Raw genomic sequence first — 16,971 nt, 5'->3', positions numbered from 1 at the left:
ACTCAAGCGAAACTCAAGAGTAGCCGTGCAACCATGATTCACTGCATCGTTTGCTTTGAGAAGCCAAGGGGGCAGCATGCTGAGTTTCTCGATCCTCGGAGCCCTGGAGATCAGAACGGCCCTGGGGGCCGCCGAGATCTCCGGCGACCTCCAGCGGACGCTCGTTCTGACTCTGCTCGTCAACGAGGGCCAGTCCATCTCCGGCGAAAGCCTGATAGACGAGATGTGGGGCGACGCTCTTCCGGACAACGAGTCCAACGCACTTCAGGCGCACATCAGCCGGCTTCGCAGGAAGCTGAAGACCCTGGAACCGGATTATCCGGGGGCCCGGCTGACCATTCACCCCTCCGGATACCGGCTCTGTCTGCGGGACGCCGTGCTGGACGCCGTCGAGTTCATCAAGGCGGTCCGTCAGGCCGAGGTCCTCTCCCAGGCCGATCCGGCGGCAACCGCGACCCTGTTGCGGGACGCGCTGGCCATGTGGCGCGGACCGGTGTTCGGCGGGTTCACCGGCGGGTCGTCCTGCCAGCTCGCCCGGGCCCGGTACGAGGAGCACCGGATGCGGGCCATGGAGCTGTGCTTCGACGCGGAGCTCCGGCTGGGCCGGCACGCCGCGATCCTGCCCGAACTCCAGGACGCCCACCGCAACCACCCGTTGCGCGAGCGTTTCTGCGAGCAGCTGATGGTCGCGCTCTACCGGTCCGGGCGGCAGGCGGACGCACTGGGTTTCTACCGCCTCATGTGGCAGAACCTCTCCGAGGAGCTGGGGATCGAGCCGTCCCCCGCGCTGCAGCGCCTGGAGCACGCGATCCTCTCGCACGCCCCGCACCTGGACGGCGCCGCGCGCACCCCGGCTCTTCAACTGGCCTGACGGGCAGGTGGCTTGGCACGGCGGTCCGGGCCGTCGTGTGTCAGTGCCCGGTCAGTGTCGGCTGCCACCATCGACCGACAGGAGGCTAATCGTCCCCTCGCATCGGGGCAGGGAATTCACGTCTGTTCCTGGACCGTACCGCGTCCCGTGCCCGGCCGAATGGAAGGGAAGAGATGATATCCCAGATCGAGGAGCTGGCACATATACGGCAGGAGGTGCTGGACGGACCCAGTGCCCGTGCCACCGCCGCGCAGCTGGCCAAGGGAAAACTGACGGCACGTGAGCGCATCGCGCTGCTGCTGGACGATGATTCGTTCCGCGAAGTGGAGCCGCTGCGCCGGCACCGGGCGACCGGGTTCGGTCTGGAGCTGAAGAGGCCCTACACCGACGGTGTGATCACCGGTTGGGGAACCGTCGGCGGGCGGACGGTCTTCGTCTACGCCCACGACTTCCGGATTTTCGGCGGGGCACTGGGCGAGGCGCACGCGGCGAAGATCCACAAAATCATGGACATGGCGCTCAACGCGGGCGCGCCCCTGGTCTCCCTCAATGACGGTGCGGGAGCCCGGATCCAGGAGGGCGTCACCGCGCTGGCCGGCTACGGCGGCATCTTCCGCCGCAACACCCGTGCCTCCGGGGTGATTCCGCAGATCAGCGTGATGCTCGGGCCCTGCGCGGGAGGCGCGGCGTACAGCCCGGCGCTCACCGACTTCGTCTTCATGGTCCGCGACACCTCGCAGATGTTCATCACCGGGCCCGACGTGGTCCGCGCGGTGACCGGCGAGGAGATCAGCCAGAACGGGCTGGGCGGCGCCGACGTCCACGCGGAGCGGTCCGGGGTGGCCCACTTCGCCTACGACGACGAGGAGTCCTGCATCGCCGAGGTGCGCTACCTGTTGTCGCTGCTGCCGCAGAACAACCGGGAGACCCCGCCGGCGGAGGTCTGCGACGATCCGGCCGACCGCCGTTGCGAGGCGCTGCTGGAGCTGGTCCCGGTCGACGGCAGCCGCCCCTACGACATGCGCGCGGTGATCGAGGAGATCGTCGACCACGGCGAGTACCTGGAGGTGCACGAGCGCTGGGCCACCAACGTCATCTGCGTGCTGGCCCGGCTGGGCGGCCGCGTGGTGGGCATCGTCGCCAACCAGCCGCAGTCGCTGGCCGGCGTGCTGGACATCACCGCCTCCGAGAAGGCCGCGCGCTTCGTCCAGCTCTGCGACGCGTTCAGCATCCCGATCGTGACGCTGCTGGACGTCCCCGGGTTCCTGCCCGGTGTGGACCAGGAGCACGGCGGCATCATCCGGCACGGCGCCAAGCTGCTGTACGCGTACTGCGACGCCACGGTGCCGCGGATCTCGCTGATCCTGCGCAAGGCCTACGGCGGTGCCTACATCGTCATGGACTCGCAGTCCATCGGCGCGGACCTGACCTACGCCTGGCCGATCAACGAGATCGCCGTGATGGGTGCGGAGGGGGCGGCCAACGTCATCTTCCGCCAGCAGATCGCCGAGGCCGACGACCCGCAGGCCAAGCGGGCCGAGCTGGTCAAGGCCTACCGGACCGAGCTGATGCACCCCTACTACGCGGCCGAACGCGGCCTGGTGGACGACGTGATCGACCCGGCGGAGACCCGGCAGGTGCTGATCCAGTCCCTGGAGATGCTGCGCACCAAGCACGCCGACCGGCCGTCCCGCAAGCACGGCAACCCTCCGCAGTAAGGGGACCGGGCGATGACCGCGATCGAGATCCGGGTCCGGCGCGGCGAGGCCACCGCCGAGGAACTGGCTGTGCTCACCGCCGTGTTGCTGGCCCGCGCCGCGGCGGGCGCCGCCTCGCGGGCCACCGGCGCCGGCTCGGCCTGGCAGCCGGACGGCTTCGAGGCCCCGCACAGCTGGCACAGCCGGCCACCGAGCCCGGCGTGATGTGCGTGTAGCCGGGTGGGCCCCGGGTGATGATGCCGGTATGGACCTTCGTATCTTCACCGAACCGCAGCAGGGCGCCTCCTACGAGACCCTGCTGGCCGTTGCCCAGGCGGCGGAGGAGCTCGACTACAGCGGGTTCTTCCGCTCGGACCACTACCTGCGGATGGGGGACGGGGACGGGCTGCCGGGGCCGACCGATGCCTGGGTGACGCTGGCCGGGCTGGCGCGGGAGACCAAGCGGATCCGGCTGGGCACGCTGATGACCGCGGGCACCTTCCGGCTGCCCGGGGTGCTGGCGATCCAGGTGGCCCAGGTCGACGCGATGAGCGGCGGCCGGGTCGAACTCGGGCTCGGGGCAGGCTGGTTCGAGGCGGAGCACCAGGCGTACGGGATCCCGTTCCCCGAGCGGCGGATCGACCGGCTGGCCGAGCAGCTGGAGATCATCACCGGGCTGTGGCGGACCCCCGTGGGGGAGCGGTTCTCCTTCGCCGGGGAGCACTACCGGCTGACCGACTGCCCGGCGCTGCCCAAGCCGGTGCAGGCGCGGGTGCCCGTGCTGGTCGGCGGCAAGGGGCCCCGGCGGACACCGGCGCTGGCGGCGCGGTACGCGGACGAGTTCAACATGGCGTTCGTCTCGGTGGCCGACACGGTGACGCAGATCGGACGGGTGCGGGCGGCCGCCGAGGCGCGCGGGCGCTCGGGCGACGACCTGGTCTACTCCAACGCGCTGGTCGCCTGCGTCGGCCGCGATGACGCCGAGGTGGCCCGGCGGGCGGCCGTGATCGGGCGTGACGTGGCGGAGTTGAAGGCCAACGGCCTGGCGGGCACGCCCGGCGAGGTGGTCGAGCGGATCGCGCGCTACCGGGAGGCGGGCAGCGGGCGGATCTACCTGCAGATGCTGGACCTGCACGATCTGGACCACCTGGAGCTGATCGCCGCGCAGGTCAGGCCCCAGCTGGGGTAGCCGGCCCGCCCGGGCTGCCGCGCCCCGGCCTGCCCGGGCCGCTGCGGTGCGGCAGGATTGACGGACCGTGGGACGCTCCGTCACGGTGAGTCGAGTCACGGCGCGGGTGCCGGTGGGCGGCCGGGCGGGGCGAACCGAACGGAGGCGTGGATGCTGTCTGTTGCCGCTGGACCACTGCACGGCGCACCGGTGGTGCTGCACAACGCGCAGGAGCCGCACGAGGCGGCCAGCACCATGAAGGTGGCCGTGCTGGCCGCGCTGCACCGCAGCGGGCTGGACCTGGACGCCGAGGTGCCGGTGGTGAACCGCTTCGAGTCCGCGGTGGGCGGCAGCTTCGCCAACGACCCCGGCTACGACAGCGATCCGGAGCCCTGGCAGCGCATCGAGCAGGGCCGGGCCCCGCTGCGCTGGCTGGCCGAGCGGATGATCACCCACTCCTCGAACCTGGCCACCAACCTCTGCCTGGCCCAGGTCGGCCGCGAGGCGGTCGCCGGGGCGTGGCGGGCGGCCGGCGCGACGAACAGCGCGAGCCCGCGCGGCATCGAGGACGCCCGGGCCCGCGCGGCCGGGGTGCGCAACCAGGTCACCGCGCTGGACCTGATCCGGCTGGTGCGATCGCTGGAGCCGGAGCCGCTCGGGCTGCTGGAGCGCAACATCTGGCGGGTGGACCTGGCGGCCGGACTGCCGCCCGGCGCCCGGATCGCCTTCAAGAACGGCTGGTTCACCGGCGTGCGGCACAGCGTGGGCCTGGTCCGGCCGCCCGACACCGCGCCCTATCTGATCGCGGTCTGTTACACCGGCCCGCTGGCCTCGGGGGCGGCCGAGGGGGACCCGGCCGCCGCGCTGCTGGCGCGGCTCTCCGCCCGGGCCTGGGCGCGGCGCCACGAGCTGGCGGGCGGACGGCCGTGACGGAGCGGACCGCCTGCTGGGTGCCCGGCACCGAACGGATCCACCGGCTGCTGGCCGACGGCGTCCGCGAGCACGTGTACCCCGGCGCGGTCTGGGCCGTCGGGGACGCCACCGGGAGCCTGGCGAGCGGCACGGTGGGCGTGCCGGACCCCCGGCGGCCCGAGCTGCCGATGCGCGCGGACACCCTCTTCGACCTGGCCAGCCTGACCAAGATCCTCAGCGTCTGGGCCGTCCTCGGCGGCCTGTGGGAGGCCGGCCGGCTGCCGCTGGACCAGCCGCTGGGCAGCTACTGGCCCGAGCCGGCCGGCCACCCGCTCGGCCGGGTCACCGCCCGCCACCTGCTCACCCACACCGCCGGGCTGCCGTTGCGGGCCCAGCTGGAGGCGCTGTACGGGCGGGACCCGGCAGTGATCCGCCCCGGCGTGCTGCGGGCGGCCCCGCACCGGCCGCCCGGCGAGGCGGTGGAGTACACCGACCGGGCCGCGCTGATCCTCGGCTACCTGGCGGAGCACCTGACCGGCGAGCCGCTGGACCGGCTCGCCACCGAGCGGATCTGGGCCCCGCTCGGGATGCGCGCCACCCGGTTCGGCCCGCTGCCCGCCGCGGCGGCGGCCCGCTGCGCGCCCACCGAGCTGGACCAGGCCGGCGGCGCGCACTGGCAGGGCATCGTCCACGACCCCTCGGCCCGGCTGCTCGGCGGGGTCTGCGGCAGCGCCGGGGTCTTCTCGACCGCCGGCGACCTCGGCGTGTTCCTGCGTCACCTGCTGGCCCCCGGGGCCGGTGCGGGGAGCGCGGCCGGGACCGCCCGGCACGGCGTCGGCCCGGCCTGGACGTCCGAGTCGCTGCGCGTGCAGACCGGCGAACTGCAGCCGCAGCGCGGGCTGTTCTGGCACCTGGCGCCCGGCACCGGCCCGGCCGAGGGGATCTGGACGCACTACGGCTTCACCGGCACCGGCCTGTGGATCGCGCCGGGACCCGGGCGCTGGGCGGTGCTGCTGACCAACAAGGTCTTCCACACGCGCGAACGCCAGCCGCTCACGGACATCCGCAACGCCTTCCGCGCGCTGGTCTTCGCGTAGGGCCGGTCCGGCGGATCTCTCCGGGCGGTAGGGCGTGTCCGGACCGACCCTGACCGGCACGGGTCCGCGCCGGTCAGGGAGGTTCGCGGGGGCGGTTAAGTTACTGGTCGTCGGAGTAGCTGAGGTCGCCGACCGTCCAGCTGCTCACGTCGGCGATGGCGATGCGGTACATGCCGCCGGTGTGCGGCAGGCCGAAGCTGCCCTGCAGGATCCGGGCGACGTGCAGGTGCAGGTGGGTCGGTTCGCCGGGGGCGCGCTCGGCGACGTGCGTGGTCGGACTGCCAGGCGCGGTGGGTGCCGCGAACAGGCCGGCGAAGGGCTTGAGGTGGTCCGAGGCCGCGAGCACCTCGGCCACCCGTTCCCGCCACAGGCTCTCGGGTGCCAGTCGGCCGGTGATGACTGCCCCCGGCACGACGACGGTCATGGGCATCTGATTGCTGCGCTCGGACTCCACCATGGTGGCGATGTCGACGAGCAGGCCGTCATGTTTCGACATGGCCGACAGAGTAGTGCCTACGGCCGTGCCACGGCCCGGTGCGTCACCAGGTCACCAGCAGGCGGTGGACGCCGTAGATGATCATGTCGTCGCGGAACGGCACCTGATCGAGCGGCTCGGCCAGGCGCAGGGCGGGGAGCCGGGCGAAGAGCGAGGTCAGGGTGATCTGCAGTTCGGCGCGGGCGAGTTGCTGGCCCAGGCACTGGTGCGGTCCGAAGCCGAAGGCCAGGTGCGCGGTCGGCGGGCGGGTGATGTCCAGCTGCTCCAGGTCCGGCCGGAGGCCGACTGCGTCCGGGCCGGCGCCGAGGCCGAGGTCCGGGCCGGCGCCGAGGCCGAGTTCCGGGCCGGCGCCGCGGCCGAGGTCCGGGTCGCGGTTGGCGGCCGGCAGCGCGACCACCACCTGCTCGCCGGCGCGGATCGCCCGCCCGCCCACCGCGGTGTCCCGGGTGGCGACCCGGAGCAGGCCGAACTGGATGATGGTCAGGTGGCGGAGCAGCTCCTCCACCGCGCGGTCGGCCAGTGCGGGCTCCGCGCGCAGGGCGGCGAGCTGCTCCGGGTGCTGGAGCAGGGTGAGGGCGCCGAGCGAGATCATGTTGGCGGTGGTCTCGTGGCCGGCGATCAGCAGCAGCGAGCCGAGCACGGTGAGCGCCAGGTCGTTCAGCGGGCCGTCCGGATCGGCGTCGGCCTGCGCGATCAGCGTGCTGAGCAGGTCGGCGCCGGGGTCGAGCCGCTTGGCGGCGACCAGGTCGGACAGGAAGGCGCCCAGCTCCAGCCGGGCCTGCGCGGCCTGCTCCGGGGTGATGTCGATGGTCAGCAGCCGCCCGGCCAGGCCCTGGAAGGTGGCGCGGTCCTCGTAGCGCACCCCGAGCAGCTCGCAGATGACCAGCGAGGTGACCGGGAGCGCGAGTTCGGCCACCAGGTCGACCGGCGCCCCGCCGGAGCGCCGGGCCGTGTGCTCGATCGCGTCCAGGTGTTCGTCGACGATCCGCTGGATCCGTGGCCGCAGTTGCTGCACCCGCCGGACGGTGAACGCCTGGATCACCGGCCGCCGGTAGCTGCGGTGCTCCGCGCCGTCCAGGCGCAGCAGGGCCCCCGGCAGGGCCTGCTCGGGCAGCGGGATGAGGGTCCGGCGCACGTGCGGGGAGCCGGTGCTCAGCCGGGAGCTGAACGCGGGGTCGGCCAGCACCGCCCGGGCGTCGGCGTAGCGGGTGACCAGCCAGCCGGAGCCGCCGCTGGGGAAGGCGATCCGGCTGACCGGCCGCTCCTCGCGCAGCCGGGCGTACTCGGGGTCGGGGTCGAACGGGCAGCCGCGCCGCCGGGGGAGCGAGGGAAGATCTGACGCAGCGTCAGATGGGGTGGGACTGGCCTGGGTTGGCTGGGTCATGCGGTCCACCCTAGAGAAAGTGGCAGAACTGTCAATATTTTCCGCGAGGACTCCGGTGGCGGTGGTGGCGCGCATCCGCCACGCTGCCCGGATGTCGGACGAGCGATGGTCCAGATGCTGAGACGAGGGGGCCTGCTGTCTTCTCCCGGCCATGACTGGTGGTCGCCGCCCGTATCACTTGAGTGAGGTGACGGAAGTGAGCAGAGTGGGTGGTGCGAGCCCGTGAGGGAATCGGCCGTCGGGGAGGCGGCCGGTAATCGCTTCCATAGACCTTGAGTTGGGGGCCAACCATGTCTGCGATCATTCGTACCCGCCTGTCCGCGTTCGCCCTGCTGGCGCTGCTCGTCGCCGGGGCCGGCGCGGCCGCCGGTCCGGGCCTGGTGGAGGCCGGCCACCACGGCGCGTGGCCGGCCGGGACCGGCCACCACGGTCTGATCAGCCAGGCCGCCGCGGCGCCGACGTCGGGCACGCCGACGAACAACCCGAACGACAACGGCTGGTGGTAGACCGCCACGGCGGTACCGGGCAGAAGTCGGGCAGCGGCGACGAGGCCGTGGCGGCTGAGAGTGTCGGCGACGAGTCCGCAGCGGCCGGGAACCCAGGGAGAAGAACACGCGATGAGCAGGGCGACGGGGGCGGTCAGCGTCGGGATCGTCGGGTTCGGGGTGGCGGGCCGCCAGCATGCCGAGGCGCTCGCGGGCCTGCCCGAGGCCCGGGCGGGCGCGGTGCTGGAGGCCGACCCGCGGGTCGACACCGGCCCGTTGCGCCGGGTGGACAGCTGGGCACAGCTGCTGGCCACCCCCGAGATCGAGCTGGTGGCACTCTGCGTACCGCCGGGCGGCCGGGCCGAGTTGGCCTGCCAGGCGCTGGAGGCGGGCAAGTCGGTGCTGCTGGAGACGCCCCCGGCCGCCTCCGAGCGGGAGATCGACCGGCTGGCCGAGGCGGCGGCCCGGGCGGGCCGCTCGGTCGGGGTGATGGTCCAGCACCGGCTGCGGGTGCCGGACCCGGTGCTCGCGCTCGACTGGTCGGGTGCGGCCGTGACCGCCACGCTGCTGGTGTCGCGGTTCCGGCCGCCGGCCCACTACCGGCGCGGGGGCTGGCGGGCGGATCCGGCCGCCGCGCTGGGCGGGGTCGGCGCGCACCTGGGGGTGCACTACCTGGACCTGGCCTGCCAGTTGCTCGGCCCGCCGCGCACGGTAGGGCCCGCCGCGCGCCGGGAGGTGGCCCCGGGCATCGACAGCCGACTGTCCGCGGTGGTCGAGTTCGCCGGCGGGGCGAACCTGTGCCTGACGCTGACCAGCGAGTCGGCGGCCCGCGCGGAGCACCTGCACGTGCTCGGTACCGACCGCACGCTCTGTGTCGAGGGCGGCGTGCTGCGCACCGAGATCGGGGAGTCCGACCAGCTGTGGCCCACCCGTGGCGGCACCGAGCTGCGCGCCGCGGTCTACCGCGAGATGGTCGAGGCGATCCGCACCGGGACCGGTCCGCGCCGCTGCGACCTGGAGAGCACCCGTGCCGTGACCCGGCTGATGGCAGGTCTGAGGGGGTCCGCCGATGGCGGCCCCGCAGCGGTGAGTGAACCATGACCAGCACCACGATGTGAGGTTGCGATGTATCAGATCGCTGTGAGCCACGAGCACCCGCTCATCGAGTGGGCCGTGAGTCGGGCCCTGACCGAGGCGCCGGACATGCGGGTCCACCAACTGCACGCCGGTCCGCCGGGGGCCGCCGGAGCGGACGGGCACCTGCCCGCCCGCTTCGACGTCCTGGTCACCGATCAGGTCCCCGAGCGCTCGCCGGTCACGGCGGCCGCCGCGGCCCGCGCGTCCTGCGTCCTGGTGCTGGCCGCCGCGGCCCCGACGCAGGCCCAACCCGGCGTCAGCGGCTACCTGTTGGACCGGGCCGAGCCGGGCACCCTGGCCGCCGCGGTGCACGCCGCGGCCAGTCGGTCGCGGGTGCGGCCGCTGCCGAACCGGTGCGCCGCCGGGGCGGGCCGGCAGGCCGCCGTACCGGGCGCGGCGGCGGAGCTCTCCGCCCGCGAGCAGCAGGTGCTGCGGCTGCTCGCCGACGGCTTCACCCACGACCAGGCCGCCCGCCGGATGGGGGTCAGCCGCCACACCGTGGACACCTACGTCAAGCGGGCCCGGGCCAAGCTGGGCCTGGGCAACAAGGCGGACCTGGTCCGAGCGGCGATGGCGTACGGCTGGGCGTCGTGACCGGCGGTACGGCCGGGCCGCAGGACCGGCCCGGGCAGCACGCCGACCGACACCCGCACGAGCCGCGACCGACGGCCGAGCAGAGCCGCTCCGCCGCGCGGGACGTCCTCGTCCTGGTGGACAGCGACCACGCCGACACGCCGTACGACCAGTGGGCGGCCGGCACCGACCTGCGGCTGCACCTGCTGGTGGCGGCCGACAAGCACGGGCAGTACGGGCGGGTGCCCGGCGCGCTGGCCGTGGCCGACTACGCGCACGGCGGCGCGGTGGAGCAGGCCGCGCTGGCGGCGGCCGACCGCCTGCGGCTGCGCGCCGTGCTGGCCCGCGCCGAGGGGGACGTGCTGCGGGCGGCCCGGCTGCGGGAGCTGGCGCAGGTGCCGGGGCAGCACTGGAGCAGCGCGATCGCCTTCCGCGACAAGGTGCTGATGAAGACCCTGCTGCGCGAACAGGGGATCCTGGTACCGCAGTTCGCGCCGATCCGGGTGCTGGCCGACCTGTTCGGCTTCGTCCGCCGGCACGGCTACCCGGTGGTGGTGAAGCCCGCCTACGGCTCCGGCTCCACCGGCACCCAGGTGCTGCGCGGCCCGGTGGACCTGGCCGAGCTGCTGCGCGCGCCGCTGCCCGAGCACGCCGAGGTGGAGTGCTTCGTCGAGGGCACCATGTACGTGGTGGACGGGCTGGTGGCGGGCGGCGAGCTGGTCGCGGCCTTCGCCTCGCGCTACCTCAACGACTGCCTGTCCTACCGCTCGGGCGGCTACCTCGGCTCGGTGCAGCTGACCGCCGACCAGGAGCTGACGGGGCGTCTGATCGGCTACGCCCGCCGGGTGCTGGCCGCGCTGCCGACGCCCGAGTGCACCACCTTCCACCTGGAGGTCTTCCACACCCCGGCGGACGAGCTGGTGATCTGCGAGGTCGCCAGCCGGACCGGGGGCGCGCTGACCACGGCGGCGATCAGGGCCGCCGGCGGCTTCGACCTGGACCGCGAGTGGTTCCTGGCCCAGGTCGGCGAACCGGCGGGCACGGCCGGTACGGTGACGGGGTGTGCGGCGGGGCGGGCGGCGGCCTGGCTGGTCTGCTACCCGGAGCACGGCACCCTGCTGGCACTGCCGGGGCAGCCGCCCGGGTACGTGGTCGAGCAGCGGCTGCGTGGTGAGCTCGGCCGTGACTACCAGGGCGGCGAGAAGTCCGGCCGCTACCTGGCGGGTTACGTGCTCACCGGGCCGGACACGGCCGAGGTGGAGCGGCGGGCCCACGAGCTGGCGCGCTGGTTCGCCGCCGGAGCGCGGTGGCAGCAGTGAGGATCAAGGGAGAGTCAACGCCATGCGGTACATCATCATCGGCGCCGGCGCGATCGGCGGCACCATCGGCGGGCGGCTGCACGAGAGCGGCCACCAGGTGGTCCTGGTGGCACGCGGCACGCAGTACCGGGCGCTGCGCGAGCACGGGCTGGAGCTGACCACCCCGGACCTGGGCACCCGGGTGCTCCCGGTGCCGGTGGCCGAGGGGCCCCAGGAGGTCGAACTCGGGCCGGACGACGTGCTGGTGCTCGCGGTCAAGACCCAGGACACCGAGGCGGCGCTGGTCGCCTGGGCGGACCGCCCGGTGGCCGGCGGCGGCACCGCGGGCGAGCGGCTGCCGCTTCTCTGCGCGCAGAACGGGGTGGAGAACGAGCGCCTGGCGCTGCGCCGGTTCGCCCGGGTGCTGGGCATGTGCGTGCTGCTGCCGGCCAGTTACCTGGCGGCCGGCTCGATCACCGCGCCCTGCACCCCGTACACCGGGATGCTCACCCTGGGCCACTGTCCGCCGCGCCCGCAGCACGACCGGACGCTGGTCGCGATCGGCGAGGACCTAGTGAAGGCCGGTTTCCTCGCGCCGCTGGCCCCCGACGTCATGTACTGGAAGTACGGCAAGCTGGTGACCAACCTGGGCACCACCGTGGAGGCGCTCTGCGGCCCGGGCGGCGGCGAGGCCGTCCGGCGGGTGATGCGGGAGGCGGTGGCGGAGGCGCACCGGGTGCTGGACGCCGCCGGGATCGCCCGGGCGAACGCCGCCGAGATGGCGGACATGCGCACCGGCAAGGTGGAGAAGCCCGCGGTGGCGGGAGCGGCGACCGGCGGGTCCTCCTGGCAGAGCCTGGCGCGCGGCACCGGCTCGATCGAGGCCGACCACCTGAACGGCGAGATGGTGCTGCTCGGGCGGCTGCACGGGGTGCCGGCGCCGGTCAACGAGGCACTCCAGCGGCTGGCGAACGCGAGCGCGCGGGAGCGCCGGGCCCCGGGCAGCCTGACCGGCGAGGAGCTGGCCGCCGCCGTCGGCCTGGGCTAGGGCCTGCCCGGGCGTGGCGGTGGCCGGCCGCGGCCGCCCGCCGCTCACCCCTGCCCCCGCGCGGCCACCGGCTGGTGGTCGCGCGCGGGCAGGCCGTCGATGCTCAGGCTGTTCTTCAGCCGCATGTACTCCTCCAGCTCCTGCGGGCTCTTCCGCTCGCCCCACTTGTCCTGCAGGTCCCGCTCGTTGACCAGCTCCATCACCGGGACGGTGAAGCCGCAGGAGTCGGCGATCCGCTCCAGCGCGACCACCACGACCGAACGCGGGATGGGGTGGTGGCCGAAGTGCCCGATCAGCCCGGCCCACTCGGCGGTGTCCGGCAGCACGATCCGGCCCCGGCCGTAGAGCCGCAGGATCTTGGGGCGCCGGGTGAACGAGCAGAACATCAGCGTGATCCGGCCGTTCTCCCGCAGGTGCGCGATGGTCTCCGAGCCCGAGCCGATCAGGTCCAGGTAGGCCACCGTGCTGTCGTCGAGCACGGCCAGGGTGTCCGTCCCGCCCTTGGGCGAGACGTTGACCCGGCCGTCGGCGCTCAGCGGGGCGGTGCCGGTGAAGAAGAGCGGTGCCGCTTCGACGAACTCCCGCAGCTCGCGGGTCAGGACCGGGTAGAGCCGTCCCATGGGTCACCTCCTCTCGACGTCACGGCCCTCACTGCCAGCGGGTGTTGGCGAACCACCAGGCGCCGGCCTCGGTGAGCCGCTCACGCACCTGAGCGGCGCTCTCGCCCGCGGCCACCACCGAGGCCGCGGCCTCGCCGGTGTTGTGCAGCCCGGTGCACTCGGTGCCGGGCTCCAGGTGCAGGGTGAGGTCGATGCCGGGGACCGGGCAGGGCCCGGCGGGCGGCACGAAACGGCCGTGGCCGGGCGGGAAGAGGCTCCAGCCGACGGCGGGCGCGGGCGCGGCGGCCTGCTCGGTCAGCGACAGCGGCACCCCGCACTGCCCGCGCAGCCCCTCCTTGGCCAACTGCACGCCGAAGGCCCGCTGGTAGGCCTCGGCGATCGGGCCGCCGCCGGCCCGGGAGGCGATCTCGCAGAGCACCGGGCGGCCGTCGGGGCCGAGCCAGGCCTCCAGGTGGAAGCTGCACGGCTGGGCGCCGGCCGGCAGCGCGGCTATCACCTCGGCGGTGAACTGCCGTAGCACGGCGGTGCGTTCGTCCCCGGGTTCGAGCAGCAGGCTGCTCAGCACGCTCTCGTCGCGGGCGTACTCGGCCAGGCTGCCGCTGTACTGGGACGGCCAGCAGTGGACGATCTCGCCGCCCCGCATCACGCCGTCGACGTGGAAGAAGTCGCCGGCCACGAAGCCCTCGGCCATCCACTGGCCGGGCAGCTGCGGTGCCACCTCGCCGCCGCCGGCGTGCAGGAAGTCCATCAGGTCCGCCTCGCCGTCCAGCTTGGCGAAGCCCTGGGCCCCGGCGGCGGCGCGCGGCTTGACCACCACCGGGTAGCCCTGGGCGTCGATGAAGTCCAGCAGGTCCAGCGGGTCGTCCACGGCGGCGAAGGCGGGCACCGCGAGCCCGGCCGCCCGGGCCAGCTGCTTCATCACCACCTTGTCCCGGTAGGCGAGCGCCGAGGAGCCGTCCTGCCCGGTCAGACCGAGCCGGTCGCGCAGCCGGGCGGCGCGCACCACGTCGTCCTCGCTGGTGCTGGCGATCAGGTCGACCCCGTAGGTCCGGGCGGCCTCCTCGGCCACCCGCTCGGTGGCCCAGGAGCCGTAGTCGTCCACCAGCCGGTGGCCGAGGAAGCGCTCGTCCAGCACCTCCTCCCAGCCGGCCACCGCCTCGGCGGGGGTGACCAGCACGACGGAGGCGGCGGCCTCGCCCAGCCACTCGTGCAGCGGGCGCTTGCCGAGCGGCTGGCGGGAGAAGAGCAGCACGGTGGGCATGGTCAGATCCTCACGGGGTCGTCGGAGTGGACGGGACGCAGGGCGCCCTGCAGGTGGACCAGGCCCGCGCCGGGGTCGCCGGCCAGCGCGTACTCCACCGCGCCGACCACCAGGTGGTGGTCGCCGAGCTGGAACTGGGCGTGCCGGGAGCAGACCAGCCAGGCCAGGCAGTCGGCGAGCAGCGGCACGCCGCGCGGCCCGGCGCTCCACCGGGTGGGTGGCGCGAACCGGTCGGTGCCCCGGGAGGCGAACCGCTCGGCCAGCTCGCTCTGGTCCGCGCTCAGCACCTGGATGCCGAACCACTCGCAGTCGCGCAGCCGGGCCCAGGTGCTGGAGGTCTCGGCCAGCGCGAAGGAGACCAGGGCGGGCTCGGCGCTGATCGAGGTGAAGGAGGTGATGGTCACCCCGGTCGGGCCGTCGGGCCCGAGCGCGGTGAGCACGGCCACGCCCGCGGCGTGCGAGCGGAGCACCTGACGCAGATCGCTGCCACGGACCGTCATCGTGCCACCGCCCGGGCGGCGAAGGCCGGACGGACCAGGCCCAGGTTCTCGCGCAGCGTGGCGCCCTCGTACTCGGTGCGGAACAGGCCGCGCCGCTGCAGCTCGGGCACCACGAGGTCGACGATGTCGCTCAGGCCGTCGGGCAGGTAGCCGGGCATCACGTTGAAGCCGTCGGCGCCGCCGCCGGTGAACCACTCCTCCAGCTCGTCCGCGATGCTCTGCGGGGTGCCGAGGACGAAGCGGTGGCCGCGGCCACCGGCCACCGAGAGGTAGAGCTCGCGGATGGTCAGGCCCTGGCGCCTGGCCTGCTCGTAGACCAGCTGCTGGCGGCTGGTGCTGCCCTCGGTGGGCGGCAGCTCGGGCAGCGGGCCGTCCAGGGGGTAACCGGAGATGTCCACGTCGCCCAGCAGGCCGGTCAGCAGCCCGAGGCCCACCACCGGGTCGACCAGCTCCTGCAGGACCGCGTACTTGTCCTCCGCCTCGGCCTGGGTGCGGCCGACCACCAGGAACACCCCCGGCATCACCTTGACCTGCTCCGGGTCGCGCCCGTGCGCGGTGGCCTGGGCGCGGATCGAGTCGCGGTAGGCCTTCGCCTGCTCCAGGGTCTGCTGGGCGGTGAAGACCACCTCGGCCCAGCTCGCCGCGAAGTCCATCCCGTCCGCTGAGGAGCCGGCCTGGACGATCACCGGGTACCCCTGCGGCGGGCGGGCCACGTTCAGCGGGCCGCGCACCGAGAAGTGCTCGCCGCGGTGCCCCAGGATGTGCAGCTTCTCCGGGTCGAAGTAGCGGCCCGAGGCCTTGTCGTAGAGGAAGGCGTCGTCCTCCCAGCTGTCCCAGAGACCGGTGACCACGTCCATGAACTCCCGCGCCCGGGCGTAGCGGCTGGCGTGGTCCGGCTGCTGGTCCAGGTTGAAGTTGCGGGCCTCCGCGTCGGTCACCGAGGTGACCACGTTCCAGCCGGACCGCCCGCCGCTGAGGAAGTCCAGCGAGGCGAACTTGCGGGCGATGTGGAAGGGCTCGTTGTAGGTGGTCGAGGCGGTGGCCGTCAGGCCGATCCGACTGGTGTGCACGGCGAGCGCGGAGAGCAGGGTGAGCGGCTCGAAGTGGACCATCCGGCCCTGCCGGCTGAGCTCGTCGGCGTCCTTGTAGGTGGTGCGGATGCCGGCGCCGTCGGACAGGAAGACCATGTCGAACTTGCCGCGCTCGGCGGTCTGCACCAGCGAGCGGTAGTAGTCGAAGTCCAGGCCGCCGTCCGGCCGGGCACCGGGGTGGCGCCAGGCGGCGACATGGTGGCCCGGGGCCGGCAGGAAGGCGCCGAGCTTCATCATCGGGCGCTGCGGGGTGTCGGTGCTCATGGGTGGTGTTCTCCGATCGCTAGGGGGCGCCAGGGCCGGTCCGGCACGATCTGCCGGACGGGCCCTGGAGCGCCGGGGCGTCAGGGCTTGCGGCCCAGGACGCGCACGGGGGAGCCGGCCAGGTGGGCGGCGATGTCCTCGACGGCCTCGCCGTAGTAGGTGCGGTAGTTGTGCTGCGAGACGTAGCCCAGGTGCGGGGTGGCCAGCACGTTGGGCAGGGTGCGCAGCGGGTGGTCCAGCGGCAGCGGCTCGACGTCGAAGACGTCCAGCCCGGCGCCGGCGAAGGCGCCCCGGCGCAGCGCGTCGACCAGCGCGTCCTGGTCGACGATGGCCGAGCGGGAGGTGTTCACCAGGTAGGCGTCCGGCTTGAGCAACGCCAGTTCACCCGCGCCCAGCAGGCCCCGGGTGCGCTCGCCGAGCGCCAGGTGGGTGGAGACCACGTCGCTGGTGCGCAGCAGCTCCTCCTTGGACGGCGCCAGTGCGACCTGGCACTCGGCGGCCCGCTCGGCGGTCAGGTTCTGGCTCCAGGCCACCACCTCCATGCCGAAGGCCTGGCCGACCTGGGCCACCTTGCTGCCGATCTTGCCGAGCCCGAGCAGCCCGAGCCGGCGGCCGTGCAGGTCGGCGCCGACGGTGCTCTGCCAGCGGCCGCCGGTGCGCAGCGCGGTGCTCTCGGCCACCAGGTGCCGGGCCAGGCCCAGGATCAGCGCCCAGGTCAGCTCGACCGGCGGGGTGGAGGAGCTGCCGGTGCCGCAGACGGTGACGCCGTGCCGCTCGGCCGCGGCGTAGTCGATCACCGAGTTGCGCATGCCGGAGGCCACCAGCAGCTGGAGCCTGGGCAGTTCGGCGAAGAGCGAGGCGGGGAACGGGATTCGCTCGCGCAGCGTCACGATGATGTCGAAGTCGGCCACCGCGGCGGCGAGTTCCTTCTCATCGGTGAAGTGCTCGGGGAAGGACACCAGTTCCACCCGGTCGCTGACGGTGGACCAGTTCGCCATCTCGGCGGCCACGCTCTGGAAGTCGTCGAGTACCGCGCAGCGCAGCTTCATGTCAGTTCTCCTCGATCTCG

The 16,971-nt window shown here is 73.7% G+C and carries 18 protein-coding genes; 11 read left to right on the top strand and 7 right to left on the bottom strand.

Annotated features, from left to right (window positions below):
* The first annotated feature begins 76 nt into the window (after positions 1-76).
* The 6 genes from ACFZB9_RS21700 to ACFZB9_RS21675 all read left to right on the top strand — a co-directional run bounded on the left by ACFZB9_RS21700 (position 77) and on the right by ACFZB9_RS21675 (position 5,745).
* Positions 77-871 carry a BTAD domain-containing putative transcriptional regulator gene (locus ACFZB9_RS21700; RefSeq protein WP_391449447.1) on the top strand — a complete coding sequence of 265 codons (795 nt, stop codon included), beginning with the start codon at positions 77-79 and terminating at the stop codon, positions 869-871.
* Between the two features lie 173 nt (positions 872-1,044).
* Positions 1,045-2,589 carry an acyl-CoA carboxylase subunit beta gene (locus ACFZB9_RS21695; protein ID WP_391449445.1) on the top strand — a complete coding sequence of 515 codons (1,545 nt, stop codon included), beginning with the start codon at positions 1,045-1,047 and terminating at the stop codon, positions 2,587-2,589.
* 12 nt (positions 2,590-2,601) lie between these two features.
* On the top strand, positions 2,602-2,793 hold the full coding sequence (locus ACFZB9_RS21690; protein WP_391449443.1) for an acyl-CoA carboxylase epsilon subunit: 192 nt from the start codon (positions 2,602-2,604) through the stop codon (positions 2,791-2,793).
* 40 nt (positions 2,794-2,833) lie between these two features.
* Positions 2,834-3,757: an LLM class F420-dependent oxidoreductase gene (locus ACFZB9_RS21685; RefSeq protein ID WP_391449441.1), complete on the top strand. Its 924-nt coding sequence runs from the start codon at positions 2,834-2,836 to the stop codon at positions 3,755-3,757.
* 150 nt (positions 3,758-3,907) lie between these two features.
* Positions 3,908-4,666 (top strand): serine hydrolase, encoded by a 759-nt coding sequence (locus tag ACFZB9_RS21680; RefSeq protein WP_391449439.1) that lies wholly within the window; start codon positions 3,908-3,910, stop codon positions 4,664-4,666.
* A complete protein-coding gene (locus tag ACFZB9_RS21675; RefSeq protein ID WP_391449437.1) occupies positions 4,663-5,745 on the top strand; it encodes a serine hydrolase domain-containing protein in 1,083 nt (360 codons plus the stop codon). Before ACFZB9_RS21680 ends, ACFZB9_RS21675 begins: the two co-directional genes overlap by 4 nt.
* Positions 5,746-5,845: 100 nt before the next feature.
* Here the strand turns inward: ACFZB9_RS21675 and ACFZB9_RS21670 are convergent, their stop codons facing one another.
* Entirely contained in the window at positions 5,846-6,241 is a 396-nt protein-coding gene (locus ACFZB9_RS21670; RefSeq protein WP_391449435.1) for a hypothetical protein, read from the bottom strand.
* Between the two features lie 43 nt (positions 6,242-6,284).
* Positions 6,285-7,625: a cytochrome P450 gene (locus ACFZB9_RS21665; RefSeq protein ID WP_391449433.1), complete on the bottom strand. Its 1,341-nt coding sequence runs from the start codon at positions 7,623-7,625 to the stop codon at positions 6,285-6,287.
* A 290-nt stretch (positions 7,626-7,915) separates the two neighbouring features.
* Here ACFZB9_RS21665 and ACFZB9_RS21660 point away from each other — a divergent pair, with 290 nt between their 5' ends.
* The 5 genes from ACFZB9_RS21660 to ACFZB9_RS21640 all read left to right on the top strand — a co-directional run bounded on the left by ACFZB9_RS21660 (position 7,916) and on the right by ACFZB9_RS21640 (position 12,166).
* Positions 7,916-8,131: a hypothetical protein gene (locus ACFZB9_RS21660; protein WP_391449431.1), complete on the top strand. Its 216-nt coding sequence runs from the start codon at positions 7,916-7,918 to the stop codon at positions 8,129-8,131.
* Between the two features lie 111 nt (positions 8,132-8,242).
* The gene (locus ACFZB9_RS21655) at positions 8,243-9,211 is read left to right on the top strand and encodes a Gfo/Idh/MocA family protein (RefSeq protein ID WP_391449429.1); all 969 of its coding nucleotides are present in this window, start codon (positions 8,243-8,245) and stop codon (positions 9,209-9,211) included.
* 24 nt (positions 9,212-9,235) lie between these two features.
* Positions 9,236-9,841 carry a response regulator transcription factor gene (locus ACFZB9_RS21650; RefSeq protein ID WP_391449427.1) on the top strand — a complete coding sequence of 202 codons (606 nt, stop codon included), beginning with the start codon at positions 9,236-9,238 and terminating at the stop codon, positions 9,839-9,841.
* Positions 9,838-11,139, top strand: a complete 1,302-nt coding sequence (locus ACFZB9_RS21645; protein ID WP_391449425.1) for an acetyl-CoA carboxylase biotin carboxylase subunit family protein — start codon at positions 9,838-9,840, stop codon at positions 11,137-11,139. Before ACFZB9_RS21650 ends, ACFZB9_RS21645 begins: the two co-directional genes overlap by 4 nt.
* 22 nt (positions 11,140-11,161) lie before the next feature.
* On the top strand, positions 11,162-12,166 hold the full coding sequence (locus tag ACFZB9_RS21640; protein WP_391449423.1) for a ketopantoate reductase family protein: 1,005 nt from the start codon (positions 11,162-11,164) through the stop codon (positions 12,164-12,166).
* Between the two features lie 44 nt (positions 12,167-12,210).
* On the opposite strand, the gene ACFZB9_RS21635 is transcribed toward ACFZB9_RS21640, so the two are convergent.
* The 5 genes from ACFZB9_RS21635 to ACFZB9_RS21615 form a co-directional block, all read right to left on the bottom strand.
* Positions 12,211-12,786 (bottom strand): pyridoxamine 5'-phosphate oxidase family protein, encoded by a 576-nt coding sequence (locus ACFZB9_RS21635; RefSeq protein ID WP_391449421.1) that lies wholly within the window; start codon positions 12,784-12,786, stop codon positions 12,211-12,213.
* A gap of 28 nt (positions 12,787-12,814) precedes the next feature.
* On the bottom strand, positions 12,815-14,047 hold the full coding sequence (locus tag ACFZB9_RS21630; protein WP_391449419.1) for an acetyl-CoA carboxylase biotin carboxylase subunit family protein: 1,233 nt from the start codon (positions 14,045-14,047) through the stop codon (positions 12,815-12,817).
* A gap of 2 nt (positions 14,048-14,049) precedes the next feature.
* Positions 14,050-14,547, bottom strand: coding sequence for a flavin reductase family protein (locus ACFZB9_RS21625; RefSeq protein ID WP_391449418.1), 498 nt, complete (start codon positions 14,545-14,547; stop codon positions 14,050-14,052).
* Positions 14,544-15,902 carry an LLM class flavin-dependent oxidoreductase gene (locus ACFZB9_RS21620; RefSeq protein WP_391449416.1) on the bottom strand — a complete coding sequence of 453 codons (1,359 nt, stop codon included), beginning with the start codon at positions 15,900-15,902 and terminating at the stop codon, positions 14,544-14,546. The genes ACFZB9_RS21625 and ACFZB9_RS21620 overlap by 4 nt, the downstream gene beginning before the upstream one ends.
* Before the next feature lie 80 nt (positions 15,903-15,982).
* Complete coding sequence (locus ACFZB9_RS21615) at positions 15,983-16,951, bottom strand: D-2-hydroxyacid dehydrogenase family protein (RefSeq protein WP_391449414.1); 969 nt, start codon at positions 16,949-16,951, stop codon at positions 15,983-15,985.
* Positions 16,952-16,971: the final 20 nt, after the last annotated feature.

Source organism: Kitasatospora sp. NPDC008050, assembly GCF_042957465.1.
Classification (GTDB): domain Bacteria; phylum Actinomycetota; class Actinomycetes; order Streptomycetales; family Streptomycetaceae; genus Kitasatospora.
Note: the sequence above shows the minus strand (reverse complement) of the source record. Positions and strands in the feature narration are given on the sequence as shown.